General features: G+C 73.1%; 14 protein-coding genes. 5 read left to right on the top strand and 9 right to left on the bottom strand.

Annotated features, from left to right (window positions below; translation table 11 throughout):
- Window positions 1–177 precede the first annotated feature (177 nt).
- Window positions 178–846: a fasciclin domain-containing protein gene (locus tag ACZ7LY_RS14190; RefSeq protein ID WP_471624845.1), complete on the bottom strand. Its 669-nt coding sequence runs from the start codon at window positions 844–846 to the stop codon at window positions 178–180.
- Between the two features lie 320 nt (window positions 847–1,166).
- On the opposite strand from ACZ7LY_RS14190, the gene ACZ7LY_RS14185 reads away from it, so the two are divergent.
- Window positions 1,167–2,891, top strand: a complete 1,725-nt coding sequence (locus ACZ7LY_RS14185) for a molybdopterin-dependent oxidoreductase (RefSeq protein ID WP_471624844.1) — start codon at window positions 1,167–1,169, stop codon at window positions 2,889–2,891.
- A gap of 84 nt (window positions 2,892–2,975) precedes the next feature.
- Here ACZ7LY_RS14185 and galU read toward each other — a convergent pair whose 3' ends face one another.
- The 3 genes from galU to ACZ7LY_RS14170 all read right to left on the bottom strand — a co-directional run bounded on the left by galU (window position 2,976) and on the right by ACZ7LY_RS14170 (window position 7,605).
- Window positions 2,976–3,878 carry a UTP--glucose-1-phosphate uridylyltransferase GalU gene (galU, locus tag ACZ7LY_RS14180; protein WP_471624843.1) on the bottom strand — a complete coding sequence of 301 codons (903 nt, stop codon included), beginning with the start codon at window positions 3,876–3,878 and terminating at the stop codon, window positions 2,976–2,978.
- Between the two features lie 186 nt (window positions 3,879–4,064).
- A complete protein-coding gene (locus tag ACZ7LY_RS14175) occupies window positions 4,065–6,344 on the bottom strand; it encodes a bifunctional glycosyltransferase/CDP-glycerol:glycerophosphate glycerophosphotransferase (RefSeq protein ID WP_471624842.1) in 2,280 nt (759 codons plus the stop codon).
- A 205-nt stretch (window positions 6,345–6,549) separates the two neighbouring features.
- Window positions 6,550–7,605 carry an SDR family NAD(P)-dependent oxidoreductase gene (locus ACZ7LY_RS14170; RefSeq protein ID WP_471624841.1) on the bottom strand — a complete coding sequence of 352 codons (1,056 nt, stop codon included), beginning with the start codon at window positions 7,603–7,605 and terminating at the stop codon, window positions 6,550–6,552.
- Window positions 7,606–7,836: 231 nt separating this feature from the next.
- Between ACZ7LY_RS14170 and ACZ7LY_RS14165 the strand changes: the two genes are divergently transcribed.
- Together ACZ7LY_RS14165 and ACZ7LY_RS14160 are read left to right on the top strand one after the other, a co-directional pair.
- Complete coding sequence (locus ACZ7LY_RS14165) at window positions 7,837–8,697, top strand: GNAT family N-acetyltransferase (protein ID WP_471624840.1); 861 nt, start codon at window positions 7,837–7,839, stop codon at window positions 8,695–8,697.
- 244 nt (window positions 8,698–8,941) lie between these two features.
- On the top strand, window positions 8,942–9,724 hold the full coding sequence (locus ACZ7LY_RS14160; protein WP_471624839.1) for a GNAT family N-acetyltransferase: 783 nt from the start codon (window positions 8,942–8,944) through the stop codon (window positions 9,722–9,724).
- Window positions 9,725–9,760: 36 nt separating this feature from the next.
- Here ACZ7LY_RS14160 and ACZ7LY_RS14155 read toward each other — a convergent pair whose 3' ends face one another.
- On the bottom strand, window positions 9,761–10,606 hold the full coding sequence (locus ACZ7LY_RS14155; protein WP_471624838.1) for an SAM-dependent methyltransferase: 846 nt from the start codon (window positions 10,604–10,606) through the stop codon (window positions 9,761–9,763).
- Window positions 10,607–10,863: 257 nt separating this feature from the next.
- On the opposite strand from ACZ7LY_RS14155, the gene ACZ7LY_RS14150 reads away from it, so the two are divergent.
- On the top strand, window positions 10,864–11,550 hold the full coding sequence (locus ACZ7LY_RS14150) for a phosphatase PAP2 family protein (protein ID WP_471624837.1): 687 nt from the start codon (window positions 10,864–10,866) through the stop codon (window positions 11,548–11,550).
- 82 nt (window positions 11,551–11,632) lie between these two features.
- On the opposite strand, the gene ACZ7LY_RS14145 is transcribed toward ACZ7LY_RS14150, so the two are convergent.
- The 3 genes from ACZ7LY_RS14145 to ACZ7LY_RS14135 form a co-directional block, all read right to left on the bottom strand.
- A complete protein-coding gene (locus ACZ7LY_RS14145; protein ID WP_471624836.1) occupies window positions 11,633–12,391 on the bottom strand; it encodes an RNA polymerase sigma factor in 759 nt (252 codons plus the stop codon).
- Window positions 12,392–12,827: 436 nt separating this feature from the next.
- Complete coding sequence (locus ACZ7LY_RS14140; protein ID WP_471624835.1) at window positions 12,828–14,207, bottom strand: hypothetical protein; 1,380 nt, start codon at window positions 14,205–14,207, stop codon at window positions 12,828–12,830.
- Window positions 14,208–14,390: 183 nt separating this feature from the next.
- Complete coding sequence (locus tag ACZ7LY_RS14135; protein WP_471624834.1) at window positions 14,391–14,759, bottom strand: hypothetical protein; 369 nt, start codon at window positions 14,757–14,759, stop codon at window positions 14,391–14,393.
- Between the two features lie 257 nt (window positions 14,760–15,016).
- On the opposite strand from ACZ7LY_RS14135, the gene ACZ7LY_RS14130 reads away from it, so the two are divergent.
- Window positions 15,017–15,805, top strand: coding sequence for a VOC family protein (locus tag ACZ7LY_RS14130; protein ID WP_471624833.1), 789 nt, complete (start codon window positions 15,017–15,019; stop codon window positions 15,803–15,805).
- A 45-nt stretch (window positions 15,806–15,850) separates the two neighbouring features.
- On the opposite strand, the gene ACZ7LY_RS14125 is transcribed toward ACZ7LY_RS14130, so the two are convergent.
- Window positions 15,851–17,008: a DUF916 domain-containing protein gene (locus tag ACZ7LY_RS14125; RefSeq protein ID WP_471624832.1), complete on the bottom strand. Its 1,158-nt coding sequence runs from the start codon at window positions 17,006–17,008 to the stop codon at window positions 15,851–15,853.
- Window positions 17,009–17,056: the final 48 nt, after the last annotated feature.

Below are 17,056 nucleotides of genomic sequence, written 5' to 3'. Positions count from 1 at the left end.
ACTTGGAGCGCTGCCCCTTGGAGCGCGGCCCCTTGGTGACTCGGGGCCGTGTTCCGCGCGGCCGGTGAACAGCGCAGGACCCCGCGTTGTCCCGTCCCGGGGGGGGCGGGGCGGCGCGGGGCCCTGCGCTGCTTCGGAGCGGTCAGCCGTCTCTCGGAACCGGTCCCGGACGGCGGGTCAGCTCTTGGGCATGAGGACGGAGTCGATGATGTAGACCTTCGCGTTGGCGGTGTCGACGTTGCCGCACACGACGTTCGCCGAGCCGTTGACCTTGTAGGACTCGCCGGAGCCCGCCGTCGTCAGCTCGGACTTCTCCAGGGTCTTGAACGTGCCGTCGGCCAGGTCCTTCGGCGCCAGCTTCTGCCCCACCACGTGGTACGTGAGGATCTTCGTCAACTGCGCCTTGTCGTTGAGGACCTTGTCCAAGTCGGCCTTCGGGATCTTGGCGAAGGCGTCGTTGGTGGGTGCGAAGACGGTGATGTCCTTGGCGTTGTTCAGGGTGTCCACGAGGCCGGCCTTCTTCACGGCGGTGACCAGGGTCGACAGCGCCGGGTTGTGCGAGGCGGCCGTGGCGACCGGGTCCTTGGCCATCCCGTCGAACGAGCCCGCGCCGTCCTTCGGGACGGCGCCGCAGGCGGGCCCGAACGGCTTGCTCATGGTGTTCATGTCACCGGAGGGGCTCGCCATGTCGGAGCCCTTGGAGGCGGAGCCCTGGGACGCGGCGGTGGAGGCGGACGCGCTGTCCGACGCCTTGTCCTTGGAGCTGTCGGAGCAGGCGGTCAGGGCGAGCGGCAGCACGGCGGCAGCGGCGGCGATGACGGCGATACGGCGCAGGGGGGTCTTCATGACGGTCCCTCGTCCTTCGGATCCGTGAGGGCCCGTTGCCCTCATCGCCCTTGATCCGGAGCTGGCGGGCGGATGGTTTGGTCGACGTTCGCGTCCCGGTCCGCGATCACCCGCACGAGTGACGCTCCGGGCCGGGTGCGCGTGGCCGTCTTCGCGGGGGCGGGCGCGGGGCGGATGGCGTGATGCGCTGTGCCGGACCGGTCGTGTGACAGGCCGCAAGGCCGGTGGCGTGCCTGGCCATAAGTCCGGTGGCATGCCTGACCGTAGGGCCGATCGTGTGACAGACCCATCCGCGCCCGTGGGCAGAACGGATTCCCCGTATGGACAACCATGTGAACGAGCACCGCTCCGGCCGGCGGCCCCGCCTGGCCATCGGCGCACTCGGCGCGCTCAGCGGCCTGCTCGGCGGTTACGCGGCGCTCGCGGTCGCCGAACTGGTCGCCGCCGCGGCGCGCCCGCAGGCCGGACCGGTCGTGGCCGTGGGCGGCGCGGCGATCGACCGTACGCCTGCCGCCGTCAAGGACTGGGCGATCCGCCACTTCGGTACCTCCGACAAACTCGTCCTGGAACTCGGGATCGTCGTCGCGCTCGCCGTGCTCGCCCTGGCCCTCGGGGTGCTCGCGGTGCGGCACAGGGTGGCGGGCGCCCTCGGCGTCTTCGGTTTCGGGGTCGTCGGCGCGCTCGCGGCGACGACACGGCCGGATTCCCTCGGCGCGGGCGACGCCCTGCCGTCCCTCGCGGGGGCGGCCGTCGGCGCCGGGCTGCTGTTCCATCTGGCGGGGCGGCTGCCGGGGGCGCGGGCGGACTCGGATTCCGTACGGCCGGGTGATGTGTCGGGGACGGGCGGCCCGGAGTCTGAACGTAAGGGTGAAGCTAAAGGTGAGGGTGAGAGCGAGGGTCAGGGTGACGGCCCGTCGACGCTCGCGGCCGCCGCGCGGACGGCTTCCGGAACCTGGGACCGGCGCGGGTTCCTCGTCGTGGCGGGGGCGGCCGCCGTCGCCTCCACGGCGGCCGGTGCCGCCGGGCTGCGATTGCAGGGTACGAGCGGCGCGGGCGCGGTCGCCTCGCGGAACCGGGTGGTCCTGCCCGCGCCCTCCTCCCCCGCCGCGCCCGTGCCCGCGGCCGCCGGGCCACGCGTCGCCGGCCTGAGCCCGTTCGTCACACCGAACGCCGACTTCTACCGCGTGGACACCGCGCTCGTCGTCCCCAAGGTCGACACGAACGGCTGGCGGCTACGGATCCACGGCATGGGCGTGCAGCGCGAACACACCTTCTCGTACGAGGAGTTGCTGCGCATGCCGCTCATCGAACGGGACATCACCCTCACCTGTGTCTCCAACGAGGTGGGCGGCCCGTACGTCGGCAACGCCCGCTGGCTCGGCGTACGACTGGCCGATGTCCTGCGTGACTGCGGGGTCAGGCCGCCGTCCCAGGGCGGGCCCGCCGACCAGTTGGTGGCTCGCTCGGTGGACGGCATGACCCTCGGCAGCCCCGTGAACACCGTGATGGACGGGCGGGACGCGCTGCTCGCCGTCGGCATGAACGGCCGCCCGCTCCCCTTCGAACACGGCTTTCCCGTACGGATGGTGGTACCAGGGCTGTACGGGTACGTGTCGGCGTGCAAGTGGCTCAAGGAGATCGAGCTGACGACGTTCGCCGCGTACGACCCGTACTGGGTCCAGCGGGGCTGGGCCCGGCGCGCCCCCATCAAGACGGGCTCGCGCATCGACACCCCGAAGCCGTTCGCAAGCCTCTCGGCCGGGGCCACCGTCATGATCGCCGGGGTGGCCTGGGCGCAGCACCGGGGCATCGACCGGGTCGAGGTGCGCGTCGACGACGGCCCGTGGCAGCGCGCCCGCCTCGCGGCGCAGGACACGACGGACACCTGGCGCCAGTGGTCCCTGCCCTGGCGGGCGACGCCCGGCACCCACACCTTCACGGTCCGCGCCACCGACCGAACCGGCCACACCCAGACGAGCGACCGCGCCCCGACAATGCCGGACGGGGCGACGGGATGGCATTCGGTGGCGGTCGAAGCCGGGTGACGGGAGCGGCGTGGGGCGGTGGCGGCGGGCGGTGTGGGCCGCCGCCACGGGGAGTGTGGCGGCGGGTCATCCAGGGGGGTGGGGTCAGGACTCCGGGCATTCCTCCGATACGTAGCGGCGCAGCCAGGTGCGGAAGTCGGGGCCCAGGTCCTCTCGTTCGCAGGCGAGGCGGACGATGGCCTTCAGGTAGTCGCCTCGGTCCCCGGTGTCGTAGCGGCGGCCCTTGAAGACGACGCCGTGGACCGGGCCGCCGATGTTCTCGTCGGCGGCCAACTGCTGGAGGGCGTCGGTGAGTTGGATCTCGCCGCCGCGGCCGGGTTCCGTCGTGCGCAGTATGTCGAAGATGTGGGGGTCGAGGACGTAGCGGCCGATGATCGCGTAGTTGGACGGGGCCTCGGCCGGGTCCGGCTTCTCGACGAGGTCGGTGACGGAGACGACGTCGCTGTCCTGGGTCGCGCCGACCGCCGCGCAGCCGTAGAGGTGGATCTGCGACGGCTCGACCTCCATGAGCGCGATGACGCTGCCACCGTACTGCTCCTGTACCTCGACCATGCGGGCGAGGAGGGGGTCGCGGGGGTCGATGAGGTCGTCACCGAGGAGGACGGCGAACGGCTCGTGACCGACGTGCGGGGCTGCGCACAGGACCGCGTGGCCGAGACCCTTGGGGTCGCCCTGGCGCACGTAGTGCATGGTGGCGAGGTCGCTGGACTCCTGCACGCGCGCGAGGCGGCCCGCGTCGCCCTTCTTCTGGAGGGCGGACTCCAGTTCGTAATTGCGGTCGAAGTGGTCCTCCAGCGGCCGCTTGTTACGGCCGGTGATCATGAGGACGTCGTCCAGGCCCGCCGACGCGGCCTCTTCGACCACGTACTGGATCGCCGGCTTGTCGACGACCGGCAGCATCTCCTTCGGCGTCGCCTTCGTGGCGGGCAGGAATCGGGTGCCGAGTCCGGCGGCCGGGATGACAGCCTTGGTGATCTTGGGCGTCATGGTGAAACGTCTTCCCCCGCTTTTTCGTTGAACTCGGCGCCGGGCGCGCGGAGTTGCTGGGTGGGCGCCATGGGGTGGCGCGGTGAGTGGGTCCGCGGTGAGCGGGACTGTGATCAATGGTGTGCGCGGGCGCGGCGGGGTGGCCTGGGTGCCGCCCCGCCGTGCCGTCGCCCTGCCGGGCGGGCGTCAGGCTCCCGCGAGCTGCCCGTCCGTCGTCGGGGCGGCCTTGCCGGGGCGCGGCGCCGGGGTGCGATCGGCGAGCGGCAGCACCGGCGGGGTCGCGTCCTGGCCGAGGAAGACCTTGCGTACGGCTCGTTCCGCGGCGTGGCCGTCGTCGTACTGGACGAAGCGCTCGCGGAACGCGGCGCGCAGGGCCGTGGCGCGCTCGTCGTCCCAGGCGCCGCTGCGGAACACCTCGATGAGTTCGTCCTCGGTGGTGGCCGTGGCCCCGGGCGTCTGGCCGGGCTGCTGGGAGAGCAGGTCGAAGTAGACGCCGCGCGCCTTGCTGTAGACGTCCCAGTCGTCGACGTAGGAGACGATGGGCCGGTCGAGGCAGGCGTAGTCGAACATGATGGACGAGTAGTCCGTGACGAGGACGTCGGAGGCGAGGGCGAGGTCCTCGACGACCGGGTAGCGCGAGACGTCCTTGATCAGGCCGCGCTCCTGGAGGACGGCGAGCTGCGGGTCGGCGCCGTAGAAGTAGTGGGCGCGGACCAGCACGACGTAGTCCGGGCCGAGTTCACGGCACAGGCGCTCCAGGTCCAGGCGGGGGATGAAGCCCTTCTGGTAGTCGCGGACCGTCGGGCAGTACAGGATGGCCTTCTGGCCGTCGGCGATGCCGAGTTCGGCGCGGATCCGGGCGACGTCGTCGGCGGTGGCGCGGAAGTAGACGTCGTTGCGCGGGTAGCCGGAGTCGATGTTCTCGAACGCGCAGGGGTAGACGCGCTCCCAGATCTCCGTGGAGTGCTGGTTGGAGGAGAGGCTGTAGTCCCACTTGTCGACGCGTTCGAGCATCTTGTGGAAGCTCATGTTCTTCGCGGCGGCCGGGAAGCGCTGCTGGTCGATGCCCATCTGCTTCAGCGGCGTGCCGTGGTGCGTCTGGAGGTGGATCTGGCCGGGGCGCTTGATGATCTCATTGGGGAAGTTGACGTTGTTGACGAGGTACTTGGCGCGGGCCATGACCTCCCAGTAGCGCGGCGAGCGGTTCACGACGTAGTCGACGCCCGCCGGTACGTTCTCCTCGTCGCCGGGGCGGACGATCCACACGCCGTGGATGTGCGGGGCGAGTTCCTTCGCCTTGTGGTAGATCGCGGCGGGGTTGCAGGCGACGCCGCGGTTCCAATAGGCGCTGTAGACGGCGAGGTTCTCGTCGAGGGGGCGGCGCAGATACATGCGGTAGAGCTGGTCGTACGCCTTGCGGCCGATCACGTTCTTCGCCTTGACGGCGCGCTTGCGCAGCTTGGAGCGGGTGGCCCCGGCGAGTTCGACCGCCTGGAACGCGGGGAAGGAGCCCCGCTCCAGCAGCTCGAACCGTACGCCCGTCATGCCTTCGGGGCGGGCGAAGCCGGCGGGCTTGTAGCGGCGGTACTGCTGGGCGGCGCGGCGGAAGAACGCGGCGCGGTCCTGGGGCAGGATGCGGTCCTCGCGCACCAGCGTGAACAGGAAGTGGCTGACCATCCGCTCGAACATCAGCGGTCTGACGGCCGCCAAGTGTGGTCGCTCGTCGAGGAATTGGAACAGGCGCGCGTACTGCTCGAAGATGCCGAAGTGCTTGCGGCCGGGCGTGCGCATCGAGTTGCCCTGGCGGCGCTGGCGGTACTCGACGCAGACGTGCTCCAGGCAGGCGATGCGCTCGGCCTCCAGCATGGTCTTGTAGACCATGAGGGCGTCCTCGTAGATGCCCTCGGTGAACGTGAATTCGCCTCCGACGTAGAAGTCGCGGCGGTAGACCCGGTTCCAGACGACAGCGAACAGCGTGAGGTAGTCGGGCCGTTCGAGCGCGGTGAAGACGTCCTTGCCCGCTGCCGTGAGCAACTCGCCCGCGGCGCTGGGCTGGACGCGGTTCGTCCAGTAGGTGCGGACGTGGTTGAGGAGCAGGATGTCCGGGTCGCCGGTGAGGTCGAGGCGGTCGGCGATGGCCTGCAAGGCGCCCTCGGCGAGGGTGTCGTCGCTGTCGAGGAAGAAGATGTAGTCGCCGTTCGCGCGGAGCGCGCCGAGGTCGCGGGCCTTGCCGATGCCCTTGTTCTCGGTGAGGTGGACGGGGCGTACGCGGCTGTCGCGGTCGGCGTACTCGTCGAGGATGCGTCCGCAGGCGTCCGGCGAGGCGTCGTCGATGGCGATGACCTCGAAGTCCCCGAAGGACTGGCCGAGGATCGAGTCGAGGCAGGCGCGCAGATACCCCTGAACCCGGTAGACCGGAACGACGAGGCTTATTCGCGGCATGGACGGGTTCACTGCGTGGCTCATACGACTTCCCTGGTACGTGGGGGCCCTGATGACGGTCCCCTTGTACCGCCTTTGCGTAGGAGGTACGGAGGACCGACGGATGATGCAGGAAGACCGATCTTGTACGGATTCATGCCTATGTCATCTGCATTAGCCCCGCGTTCTTCCCGCATGTGCTAGACGGGCGTGGGGCGCGGGCGGTTGTAGCGGGTGAGGCTGGTGTGACTCATACCACAGGCGGGTGAGGTGCGGCGGGGGTCGCGGATGCCGGACGGAAGCCGAGATCCGGGTCGTCGATGCCGGTGAGGGTCGCGCTCGCGGTCCACAGGCGGTCGGCGGTGGCCTCGTCGGTCATGTGGGCGGGGGCCGGTTCACGGCGCGGGGTGCCGCGCAGGCCGAAGGTGCGCGGGCCCCACAGGTCCCCGCCGTTCGCGCCGGGGTCGAGGACGGCCCGTACGAGCGGCCAGGCGCCTGCCTCCTTGCCCTGCACCATGAGGGCGGCAGGCAGTGCGCCGAGCCGCTTGGCCTTGGGCGTCACGGTGATCGGCGGGCGGGAGGGTGTGAGCGCGTCGAGGGCGCCGCCGGGGTGGGCGACGATGCTGCGGACTGTGCTGCCGAGGGCGCGCAGGCGGCGGTCGAGGGCGAACCCGAAGGTCATCTGCGCCAGTTTCGAGCGGCCGTAGGTGCGCTTGGGGCGGTAGTCGCGGGTGGAGTGGAGGTCGTCGAGGTCGAGGCGTTCCGAGCGGGCGGCGAAACTGCCGACGGTGACGACGCGGGCCGCGGGGGCCGCGCTCAGCAGCGGCGCCAGGTGGTGCGTCAGCGCGAAGTGGCCGAGGTGGTTCGTCGAGAACATCAGCTCGTGCCCGTACGGGGTCTCGCGGCGGGGCGGGGCGTCGAGCGCGATGCCGGCGTTGTGCACGACGGCGTCCAGCCGGTCCAGGCCGTCTTCGCGCAACCGTTCCGGCGCGGCTGCGAGGGACGCCGGGTCGGCGAGGTCGAGGCGCAGGTGGCGGATGCGGGCGGCGGGGACGCGGGCGCGGATCGCCTGTTCGGCGGCCTTGGCGCGGGCGGGGTCGCGGGCGCCGAGGACGACGACGGCGCCGGTGGTGGCGAGCTGCTCGGCGACGAAGTAACCGATGCCGGCGTTGGCGCCGGTGACCAGGAAGACGCGGTTCGCTGCGCGGGGCGGGGTGTGCACGTCCCAGGGGGTCGCCTCGGGGGCGGAGGGGGTGTGCGGGGTGGGGTTTGCGGGGGTCGCGGGGGTCCTGGGGGTCGCGGGCATGGGTGGGGCTCCTTGCGGTGGGGTGTGGGGCGGGTTTGTGTTGCGGCTCGATCAAGATCGCAGGGGGCGCCGACAGGGGGCCGACAGCGAGCAGGGGGCTCCTACAGGGGGCCTACAGCGGGGAGTTCGGGGTCGGCGGGGGCTTTCGTCCGAGGGCGCGGGCTGCGCCGGGAGTCAAGCTCGGGCGAAAAGAGGTGGTGGCGTCGGCGCGGGGTTGCTTGGATGCGCGGCATGACTGCTGCCGTCCCGACCGGGAGTTCCGAGCGTGCCGTGCTGGACCGGCTGGAGGCGTACTACGACGCGGTGCCGCGTTCCGGTGCGCGGGCTGAGGACCACGGGCCCCTGACGTTGTTCGTACGGGAAGGCGCGGGCTGGCCCTACTACGGCCGTCCCGCGCGGGGGTGGGCCGGACCGGCGCCGACCGCCGAGGACGTACGGAAGGTCTGTGCCCGTCAGCGGGAGTTGGGCGTACCGGAGAGCTTCGAGTGGGTCGCGGAGAACGCGCCGGAGTTGCGGGAGGCGGTCGAGGGAGCGGGTCTCGCCGTCCGGGAGCATCCGCTGATGGTGCTTCCACCGGGGGCGTCCCTGCGGCAGTCGGGGGAGCTTGCGGCGGGGGTCGGCGTGCGGGTGGTCGGCGCGGACGATCCGGCGCTGCCGAGCGCGCTGGCGGTTCCTCACCTGGCGTTCGCCGCGCCCTTCGGGGGTGGGGTGGACGCGGAGGCCGAGGCGGACGAGTTGGCGGCAGCGGTTCGCGCCGGCGTCGGGGACGGTTCCGTGGAGCGGGCGCGCGTCCGGATCCGCGCGGGTCTGACCGTGGTCGCGGCGGCGGTCCGGGGAGATGCGGCGGCGCTTTGCGCGGGGCAGCATCAGCCGGTCGGGGGCGTCAGCGAGATCGTCGGTGTCGGAACGCTTCCCTCGGCCCGCCGACGCGGTCTGGCCCTGGCGGTCACGGGGGCGCTCGCGGCGGATGCGCGGGGGCGGGGTGCGGAGACCGTTTTTCTGTCGGCGAGTGATGATGCCGTGGCGCGGATGTACGGGAGGCTTGGGTTTCTGCGGGTCGGTACGGCGCTGGTTGCCTCGGCGGCGGGGTGAGTTTGGGGCGGGCCCGTGCCTTGGTGTGAACGGGGTTTGGTGTGCCGTGCGCGGTTCCTCGCGCCCCTGATGGCGGGGTTTCGGCCCAGGGGGCTTGCCTGCGGGCGGGGTCTCGGTTCCGTGCGCGGTTCCTCGCGCCCCTGGCGGCGGGGTTTCGGCCCGTGGAGTTTCCGGGTGCACCGCATTGCGCTTGCCGTGCGCGGTTCCTCGCTCCCCCGAGCAGGGGGTTTGGTTAGATGGGGGGATGGATGCGGAGTTGAGGGCCGAGTTGAATCTTGCTGAGCATGCTTGTCATCTGCATCGGCATCTGCTCGGCGCGACAGTCGTCGAGAGCGGTGATCTGATGGTCGCCGACAGCGGGCTCGGGGACGACACCTTCAACGTCGTCGCGGCGGCCCGCTTCGCTCCGCAAGACGCGGCACGGCGCGTCACGGAGACCGTGCGCGGGCTGGCGGCCACCGGGCGCCCCTTCTCGTGGTGGGTGGGGCCCGCGTCCGCGCCGGACGATCTCGGTCAGCGCCTGGTCGCCGCCGGGCTTGAGGCGGCGGAGACGGAGGTGGGCATGGCGATGGACCTGCGCGGTCCCCTCCCCCACGCGCACGCCGAGGGCCTGGAGATCCGTGCCGTCACCAGCACCGCCCGGCTCGCCGACTACGCCCTGGTCGTCGCGGCGAACTGGGACCCGCCCGCCGAGACCGTACGCCGGTTCTACGCCGATGCCGCGGGCCCGGCGCTCGCCCCCGGCTGCCCCGCCCGCTATCTGGTCGGCTACGTGGACGGCCGGCCCGTCGCCTCCGCCGAGGTCTTCCTGCACGCGGGCGTCGCCGGTGTCTACAACATCGCCACCCTCGCCGCCCACCGCCGCCGCGGCTACGGCGGCGCCCTGACCGCGGCCGCCCTGCACACCGCCCGGGACGCGGGCCACGTCACCGCGGTGTTGCAGGCGTCGGTCGAGGGCGAGGCCGTCTACCGCCGCCTCGGGTTCACCGCCAACGGCTCCTTCACCGAGTACGCCCTCCGCCCCTGAACTCAGAGAGACCGGCGACCGCTTCGGCCTCCGGGCTCAGGGGCGGGTCGCCGCGATCAGGCCGCCGGGGCCCTCCGTGTCGCCCTGCGGGGCGGGGAACGGGCGGCCGTAGGCGGCGGCGCGTTCGCGCAGGGTGTGGGCCGTGGCCGTCCAGCCGTGTCCGGCGAGCCAGGCCACCGGGTCCTCGGGCGACTCCGACACCCACAGGGACGCCGCCGAGCCGGGGGCCGCGCCCGCGCCGAAGCGGTCGAGGACGCCGCGCGCGCCGAGCGTGAGCCCGAGGGCGCTGCCGGGCGCGGAGTGGGCGCCGATACGGGTCAGGAGCAGGTCGACGGCGTCCTGGGGCAGGTAGATGAGCAGGCCCTCGGCGGTCCACACGGTGGGCCGCGCCGGGTCGTGGCCCGCGGCCTCGAGCGCGCGGGGCCAGTCTTCGCGCACGTCCGCCCGCACGGGGACGCGGGCGCAGCGGGGTTCGGCGCCCTGGTCGCGCAGGACGGATTCCTTGAACTCCAAGGGTGCCGCGGTGTCGATCTCGTACAGACGCGTGCCCTCGGGCCAGTCCATGCGGTACGCGCGGCTGTCCATGCCCGCGCCGAGCAGCACGATCTGCCGGATGCCGGTCGCGATCGCCCGGAGCAGCAGGTCGTCGAGGAACTTCGTCCTGATGACGATGGAACGGGCGACGGCCTCGCGGCGGCGCCGGTCGCCTTCATCGGCCGGGCGCGGAGCGGCGGGCGGGCCGCCCGCGGCGGCGAAGGCGCCGGCCAGCGGGTCGCGGAACAGGGCGTCGGGGCGCAGCGTCTCGCTCGCTCGGACCCGCGCCACCCCCACAGCGGTGGCCCATACTCCCGACGGCTCGGGCCGGGTCGGTTCGTCGCTCACGCGGCCAGCCTAGGGAACGGACCTGTGAGCGGCCCGGGCGGGCGTTCGGGTGAGGTGCGGCACGCCGGGCGGGGTTTCTTGTTCCGCTCTTACCCGGATCGGACATTCTGCCCGTGTCCTCCTCCGGTTCCTCCGGTCCTTCCGGTCTCTCCGATTCCTCCCTTCGTCTTCGTCCGCCTCCTCTCCCTCGTCCCTGTCGTCGTCCTTCCGTGTCGCCCGGTCCGGTTCCGGGGCTCGGTCCTTCGGAGTGTGTTCACGTGTCGTCCTCCGCCCTCTCCCCCGCCTCCGCCGCCCCGGCCGCCCGGCGCCGCGCCCTGTTCGCCGTGCCGGTGGCGGGGCTCGTGGTCGCGGGTGCCGCGTTCGCCGCCGACGCCGATCTCGTCACCGGGCATCACGCCGGCTGGCTCGACCGCCCGGCGCTGTCGCAGGCCGTCGAGCACCGGGACGGCGTGCTGAACGCCTTCATGAACGGGGTGAGCACGGCCGCCGAGATCCCGTTGATCGTGCTGTCGGTGCTGATCGCCGTGGTGCTGGCGCGGCGGGCGCGGTCGTGGCGGCCGGTGCTGCTGGTGGGCGCGGCGGGCGTCCTGTCGGTGGCGTGCGCGTCCGTCGCCAAGAGCCTGACGGACCGGGCGCGGCCGCCGGCCTCGTACTGGCTGGTGCAGGAGAGCGGGTTCTCGTTCCCGTCGCGGCACACGACGATGGCTGCGGCGCTGCTTCCGGTGCTGGCCTGCCTGATCGCGGCGCGGCTGACGTCGGTCTGGGCGAAGGCGGGCGTGTGGGCCGCGGCGGTCGCCGGGACGGTGCTGGTGGGCGCGAGCCGGGTGTATCTCGGGGTGCACTGGGCGTCGGACGTGATCGGCGGGATGGCGCTCGGCGCGGTCGTGGCGTCGGTGGTGATCGGCGTGGACGTGGTGGCGCGGCAGCGTCGCCGGGCGGCCTGAGCGGGCGGCCCGCCCGCTGGCCATGAGCAACGGTTTCCGCTCCTGCGGGCTCGGCCGCCGGTCGGTCCGGGCGGAGGCGGGGTCACGGGCCGGCCGCGATGACGGTGGCGCTCAGGGCCACGAGCGCGGTCACGGCGACGCAGACCGTGAGGGTCATCAGGCGCAGGCGGTGCTCGCAGTCCCTGCGGATCACGCCGGGGTTGGTGACGGTGGCGCCGGGGGCGTCCTCCAGGCGGGCGGCGAGCAGGGCGCGCAGTTCGTCCGGGGTGTGGTCCGGGAGCCGGGCGGCCACGGTGGTGCGGGCGTGGTGGAGGCGCCGGCGGGTGGTGGTCGTGCCGGCCTCGCACTCGGCCGCCGTCTCCGGGACGGTCATCCCCAGCCCGTCGCACAGGAGCAGGGCGCGGCGGTGGCGGGGCGGGAGGTGTTGCAGGGCGTTCAGGAGCTGGTCCGTGGCAGGCAGTGCGGGGTCGGCGGGCGCGGGGCGCGGACGGCGCCGGGTGCGCAGGCGGTGCCAGGGCGAGAGCGCGTACTCGTGGGCGCGGGTGCGGACCCAGCCGACGGGATCGGCGTCACGGGCGACCTCGGGCCAACGGGCCCATGCCTGGCGGAACGCGTGTTCCGTCGCCTCGAAGCCCATACGGCGACTGCCCGTCAGGGCGTGCGTCTGCCGGATCAGGCCGGGCGCGGCATAGACGTAGAGCGCATCGAACGCGCCGTGCGGGGTGAGCGGCGCGCGCGGGGGCGGCTCGGAGGCGGAGCGGCGGGGCGCGGGCAGGTCCGGCGCGCACAGGCGGGCGCCGACCGGTACGGGCTGGGCGGGGATCGTCGCTGTGAGAGGCACATCGAGTGCGCTGAGGAGCATGGCCCGGGAACGCGCCGCCGAGGACAGCGGGGTCGCCGGGAGCGCCCGTGGCGCCGAGGGGCGGTCCGTCCCCTGACGTGGGCGGGGACGGGACCGGCCGACGGGCGTGGTCCCGGCGGCGGGCTCTGCCTCTGTTCCTGTGCCTGCGGTGATCGTTCGTCTCCTTGCCTCAGGTCCGGCGGCTCCGCGAGGCCAACACCTCTCACTCTTACGGAGTTTCGCACGGGAGGAGTATGTACACGTTCGGGTGACTGTGGATCGTGCGGGGACCGAACGTGGGCTCGGTGCGCAGGCGTTCACGTGTGTGCCGTTCTCGCGCGTTCTCGGGTGGGCTCGGGTGGGCATGCGGGCGCCCCGCGTCCCTCCAGAGGCTGGTGGGACGCGGGGCGCGGGTGGGCGTGGAGAGCGGGGTGGGTCAGACGCGGCGACGGCGGCTGATGACTCGGAACGCCACACCGGACGCGGCGAGCAGCGCGGCGATCCCGCCGAGGACCGGCGCGGCGAACCGCTCGCCAGTCTGGGCGAGGTGCGACAGGTGCGAGGTCGTGGGCGCCGACGCGTTCGACGTCGTCGACTTCGACGGGGTCGTGGCCTCGTGCGACGCGCGCGGCGAGGACGCCCCGGCGGACGACGAACCGGTGGACGTCGACCCGGTGGACGACGACCCGGAAGCGGCGGAGGTCGCTCCGGCCGGCGCCGCCGGCTTGCCCGGGTGCGCGGCCGGTGCGCCCGGCACGGAGGAACCGGTCGACGGCTTGCCCTCGGTGCCGGTCGCGGCCGACGGGGCGGCCGTACGGTCCGTGGGCGAAGGCGACATCACGACCGGGGCTGCACCGTGCTCACCGGAGGACTCCGGCGCGCTCGACGGGGCGTGCTCGCCGTAGCCGGGGGCGTGGTGCTCGTCGCCGTAGCCGTGACCGGCGGCGTGCTGGTCGTCACCGTAACCCGAGGGCTTGCCCGCGTCGCCGTAACCCGCGGGCTTCGGCTTGCCCTCGTCGCCGTAGCCGGACGGCTTCGGCTTGGTGTCGTCGCCGTAGCCGCCGGGCTTAGGCTTGGTGTCGTCGCCGTAGCCGCCGGGCTTAGGCTTCGCCTCGTCGCCGTAACCACCAGGCTTCGGCTTCGCCTCGTCGCCGTAACCACCAGGCTTGGGCTTCGCCTCGTCGCCGTAACCGCCAGGCTTCGGCTTCGTGTCGTCGCCGTAGCCTGCCGGCTTGGGCTTCGGCTTGGTCTCGTCGCCGTAGCCGGTGGAGCCGTAGCCCGCGCCGGCGCCCATGCCCGTGTCGCCGTAGCCCATGTCGCCGTAACCCTTGTCTCCGTAGCCCTTCTCGGCGCCGGAGTCGCCGTAACCCGCCGGCTTCGCGGGCTTGGCGGGGGTGTCGCCGTAGCCGTGTTCCGCGCCGCTCTGGCCGTAGCCGGACGACTGCTTCGGCTGCTCGCCGTAGCCGGCGGACTGCTTGGCCGACTCGCCGTAACCCATGGGCTTCGCGGGCTTCTTGGGCGTCTCGCCGTAACCGGTGGTGGAGCCGTAACCGGCGCTGTGGCCGCCGGTCGCGCCGTAGCCGGTCTCCTTCTTGGCGGACTGGCCGTAGCCGGACTCGCCGTAGCCGGCCTGGGCGGCGCCCGCGGGGCTGCCGTGGGAGGTGCCCTTGGGGGTGTCGCCGTAGCCCGACTCCTCCCCGTAGCCGCCGTGGTGGCCGCCGGCGTGGGCCTCGCCGGACGGCTTCGTGTGCGACTTCTCGACGGCCGCGGGGACCGCCAGTGCCGCGGGGGTGACGCAGCCGATGGCCGCCGTCACGGCCGCGATGCTGAGCGCAGCGCGGCGCTTGCCGCCCCGAGGGGCCGCAAAGTCCTTGTTTGTGCGATTTTCTGACATACGCGAAGATTCAGACACATCGTGGATGTGCACAAGGCAACGCGCCGTGTCGAATTGTCGGATTCCACGTCCGGCCGCTTCCGCCACCCGACCGGCCGGATGTGCTCAGGACGCGGCGCGGCCCGTCTCGGCGAAGGCGGCGGCGGGCGGGGCGCTCCGGTGGTTCTGCGCGGCGGACTTGGCGCGTTTCAGGTTGATGCCGGCCGGCCTGCCGCTGCCCGGGCGGTGGCGTCGCTGCTCCTGCCACTCGGCGAGCAGGCGGTCGTAGATCGGGGTCTGCGACGGCGCCGGGGGCGGTGGTGGGGGCGGCGCGGTCTGGGCGTCCAGGGGTACGGAGGCCGGGGGCGGCGGGGCTGCGGGGCCGGTGGCGTACGCGTCCGCTCGGGCCTCCGGGTGTGCCTCGGCGTCGGCCTCCAGGTGCGCCTCGGCGTGGGCCTCCGCCTCGACAGGAACGATTCTCCTCGCGTCCTTCATGGGTTCCATGAACGAGCAGAACCGGCCACCGGGCCTCGCACTTCACGGAACTGACCGCAATCGGACCGGAACTGACCGCCGCGTTGCGCCGGTGACTGGCCTGTGCGGCCTTTTCGTACGAGGTCTTTGTACGCGTTCTTTGTACGAGGGCTTGGGTGGCCGGGGTGGAAATGCGTGTGCGGGGCCGTGGGCCGGGGTCCTACGCTGCGCGGCAGTGAGGCTCGGTGGCGGGTGTCCGCCGGGCGGGAGGGTGTGCTGTGGCGAGCGAGTTGTCGGCGGTGTGTTTCCGTTCGGGGCGGCCGCGGGAGTTGGCGGCGTTCTGGGCGCGGGTGCTGGACATGGCGCCGGAGGAGGTGGGGCTTCCGGTGCGGTTCGTCGAGGGGGACGTGCCGAGGAAGGAGAAGAATGAGCGGAACCGGGGGCATTTCGATCTGACCAGCGCCTCGCCCGAGGACCAGGGGCGCATCGTGCAACGGGCTTTGGCGGCGGGCGCCCGGCACCTCGATGTCGGGCAGCGGCCGGAGGAGGGGCACGTCGTCCTCGCCGACCCGGACGGCAACGAGTTCTGTGTGATCGCCCCCGGCAACACCTTCCTCGCCGGGACGGGTGCCGTCGGCGCGCTCGCGTGTGACGGGACGCGGGAGGTCGGGCTGTTCTGGAGCGCGGCGCTGCGCTGGCCGCTGGTGTGGGACCAGGACGAGGAGACGGTGATCCAGGCGCCGGGCGGTGGCACGAAGATCACGTGGGGCGGGCCGCCGGTCGCGCCGCAGACCGGGGTCGAGCGGGTGGTTCTGGAACTCGTCGTCCCGGAAGCGGATCCGGCCGCGGGGGCGGACGGGGGCTTCGAGGCGGAGGTCGAGCGGCTGGTGTCACTGGGCGCGACACGGGCGCCGGGTTCCCCAGATACGGCCGAGGCGCTGGCGCGGGCGGCGAGTTCCGCGCCGGAGGATTCGGAGGGGGTGGTGCTGTTCGATCCGGACGGGACCGAGTTCTGGGTGCGGCGGGGGGCGGCCGGGGCCGGGTGGGGGCTGGGCGCCGGCCGGTGAGCGGCCTGCCGAGGGGTGAGGGACACCGGGCGGTGACGGGGTGGGTCACGCCCGGCGGACCCTGACGTTCTTGGGGCGCTTGGGTTGCTTGGGGCGGACTTTGGCTCGCTGAGTCTCGCGTGTCCCGTGGTTCCTGTGTGTTCTGCGGCGGCGGTGGACGGCGTACGTGGTTGCGGCTACGGCCAGCAGGGCGAGCAGCGCCGCGAGGAGCCAGGGCACGGCCAGGTAGGAGACGGAGGCGGCCTGACGGACGTCGCGGGCCGTGGCGGTGAGGGTGATCGCGCCGCGGTCGGCCTGGGGGGCGGCGTTCCAGCGTTCGCGGAGGCGGACCTTCTGGTGCGGGAGCAGTTCCGCGGGGACGGCGCGCAGATCGCGGTCGAGGAGGCGGCGGCCGAACAGGCCCGTCGCTTCGAGGCTGACGCGCGGGTTGAGGGTGACGTTGCCGCGGTTGTGCAGGGTGTACGAGATGACGGCGCGGCTCGGCCCGAAACCGGGGACCAGGGGCTGCCGGTGGTCCACGCGGACGTCCTCGACGGCGATGCCGGGGACGGCGGGGCCGCCGACGCGCAGGTAGATGCGGGCGCCGACTGCCTGGCGCACCCCCACGGTCAGGGACTTGGACGAGGTCCGCCGGGTGTGTTCGTCGAGGGCGACGAGCGCGCCGGGGTGGTCGCCGGGTTCGGCGCCGCGCGGGACGGTCAGGGTGAAGGGGACGGTGCGGGTGGCGTGGGCGGGCACGGTGAGGCGGGCGGCGGGGGTGCGGGCCCAGGCGCCGATGCCGCGCTGGCGTTCGTTCGGGCCCCGGACGGCGAAGCCTCCGTCGCGGGCGGTGTTGTAGGCGTCGGCGGCGTAGAGGCGGAACGTCATGGCGCGGGGCGACTTGTTCGTGACGACGGCCTTGTCGCGCAGGGTGGTGCCGGGGTCGGCCATGAGGAAGAAGTAGGGGCGCTCGCCGAGTCGGCCGGCGGTGGGGGCGACGGCCCAGCGGCCGTTGTCGGCGGCTGCGGCGGGCGCGGCGAGGGCGATGAGGCCGGAGACAGCCGTGAGTGCGGCGCCGGCGGTGACGAGCAGCGCGAGCAGGGCCGAGAGCGCGGGGTGGCGCGTGGGGTGCGTGGGGCGGGTGGGGTGCGTGAGACGGATGCCCGCCGGTCTTTCGGTGCGGTGGGTCGGGGCTGGGCGGTGGGCGGAGGCGGTGCGAGGCATGTGCGGACACCTCTGGGGTCGGGGCCGGGGCCGGAGCGTCGGGCAGCG

It is taken from the genome of Streptomyces sp. NPDC107550, from assembly GCF_055639095.1.
This window is presented reverse-complemented; position numbering and strand designations above follow the sequence as displayed.

Coding starts and splice junctions, on each gene's coding strand:
- ACZ7LY_RS14190 (WP_471624845.1), bottom strand. CDS start 846: ATGAAGACCCCCCTGCGCCGTATCGCCGTCATCGCCGCCGCTGCCGCC.
- ACZ7LY_RS14185 (WP_471624844.1), top strand. CDS start 1,167: ATGGACAACCATGTGAACGAGCACCGCTCCGGCCGGCGGCCCCGCCTG.
- galU (WP_471624843.1), bottom strand. CDS start 3,878: ATGACGCCCAAGATCACCAAGGCTGTCATCCCGGCCGCCGGACTCGGC.
- ACZ7LY_RS14175 (WP_471624842.1), bottom strand. CDS start 6,344: ATGAGCCACGCAGTGAACCCGTCCATGCCGCGAATAAGCCTCGTCGTT.
- ACZ7LY_RS14170 (WP_471624841.1), bottom strand. CDS start 7,605: ATGCCCGCGACCCCCAGGACCCCCGCGACCCCCGCAAACCCCACCCCG.
- ACZ7LY_RS14165 (WP_471624840.1), top strand. CDS start 7,837: ATGACTGCTGCCGTCCCGACCGGGAGTTCCGAGCGTGCCGTGCTGGAC.
- ACZ7LY_RS14160 (WP_471624839.1), top strand. CDS start 8,942: ATGGATGCGGAGTTGAGGGCCGAGTTGAATCTTGCTGAGCATGCTTGT.
- ACZ7LY_RS14135 (WP_471624834.1), bottom strand. CDS start 14,759: ATGAAGGACGCGAGGAGAATCGTTCCTGTCGAGGCGGAGGCCCACGCC.
- ACZ7LY_RS14125 (WP_471624832.1), bottom strand. CDS start 17,008: ATGCCTCGCACCGCCTCCGCCCACCGCCCAGCCCCGACCCACCGCACC.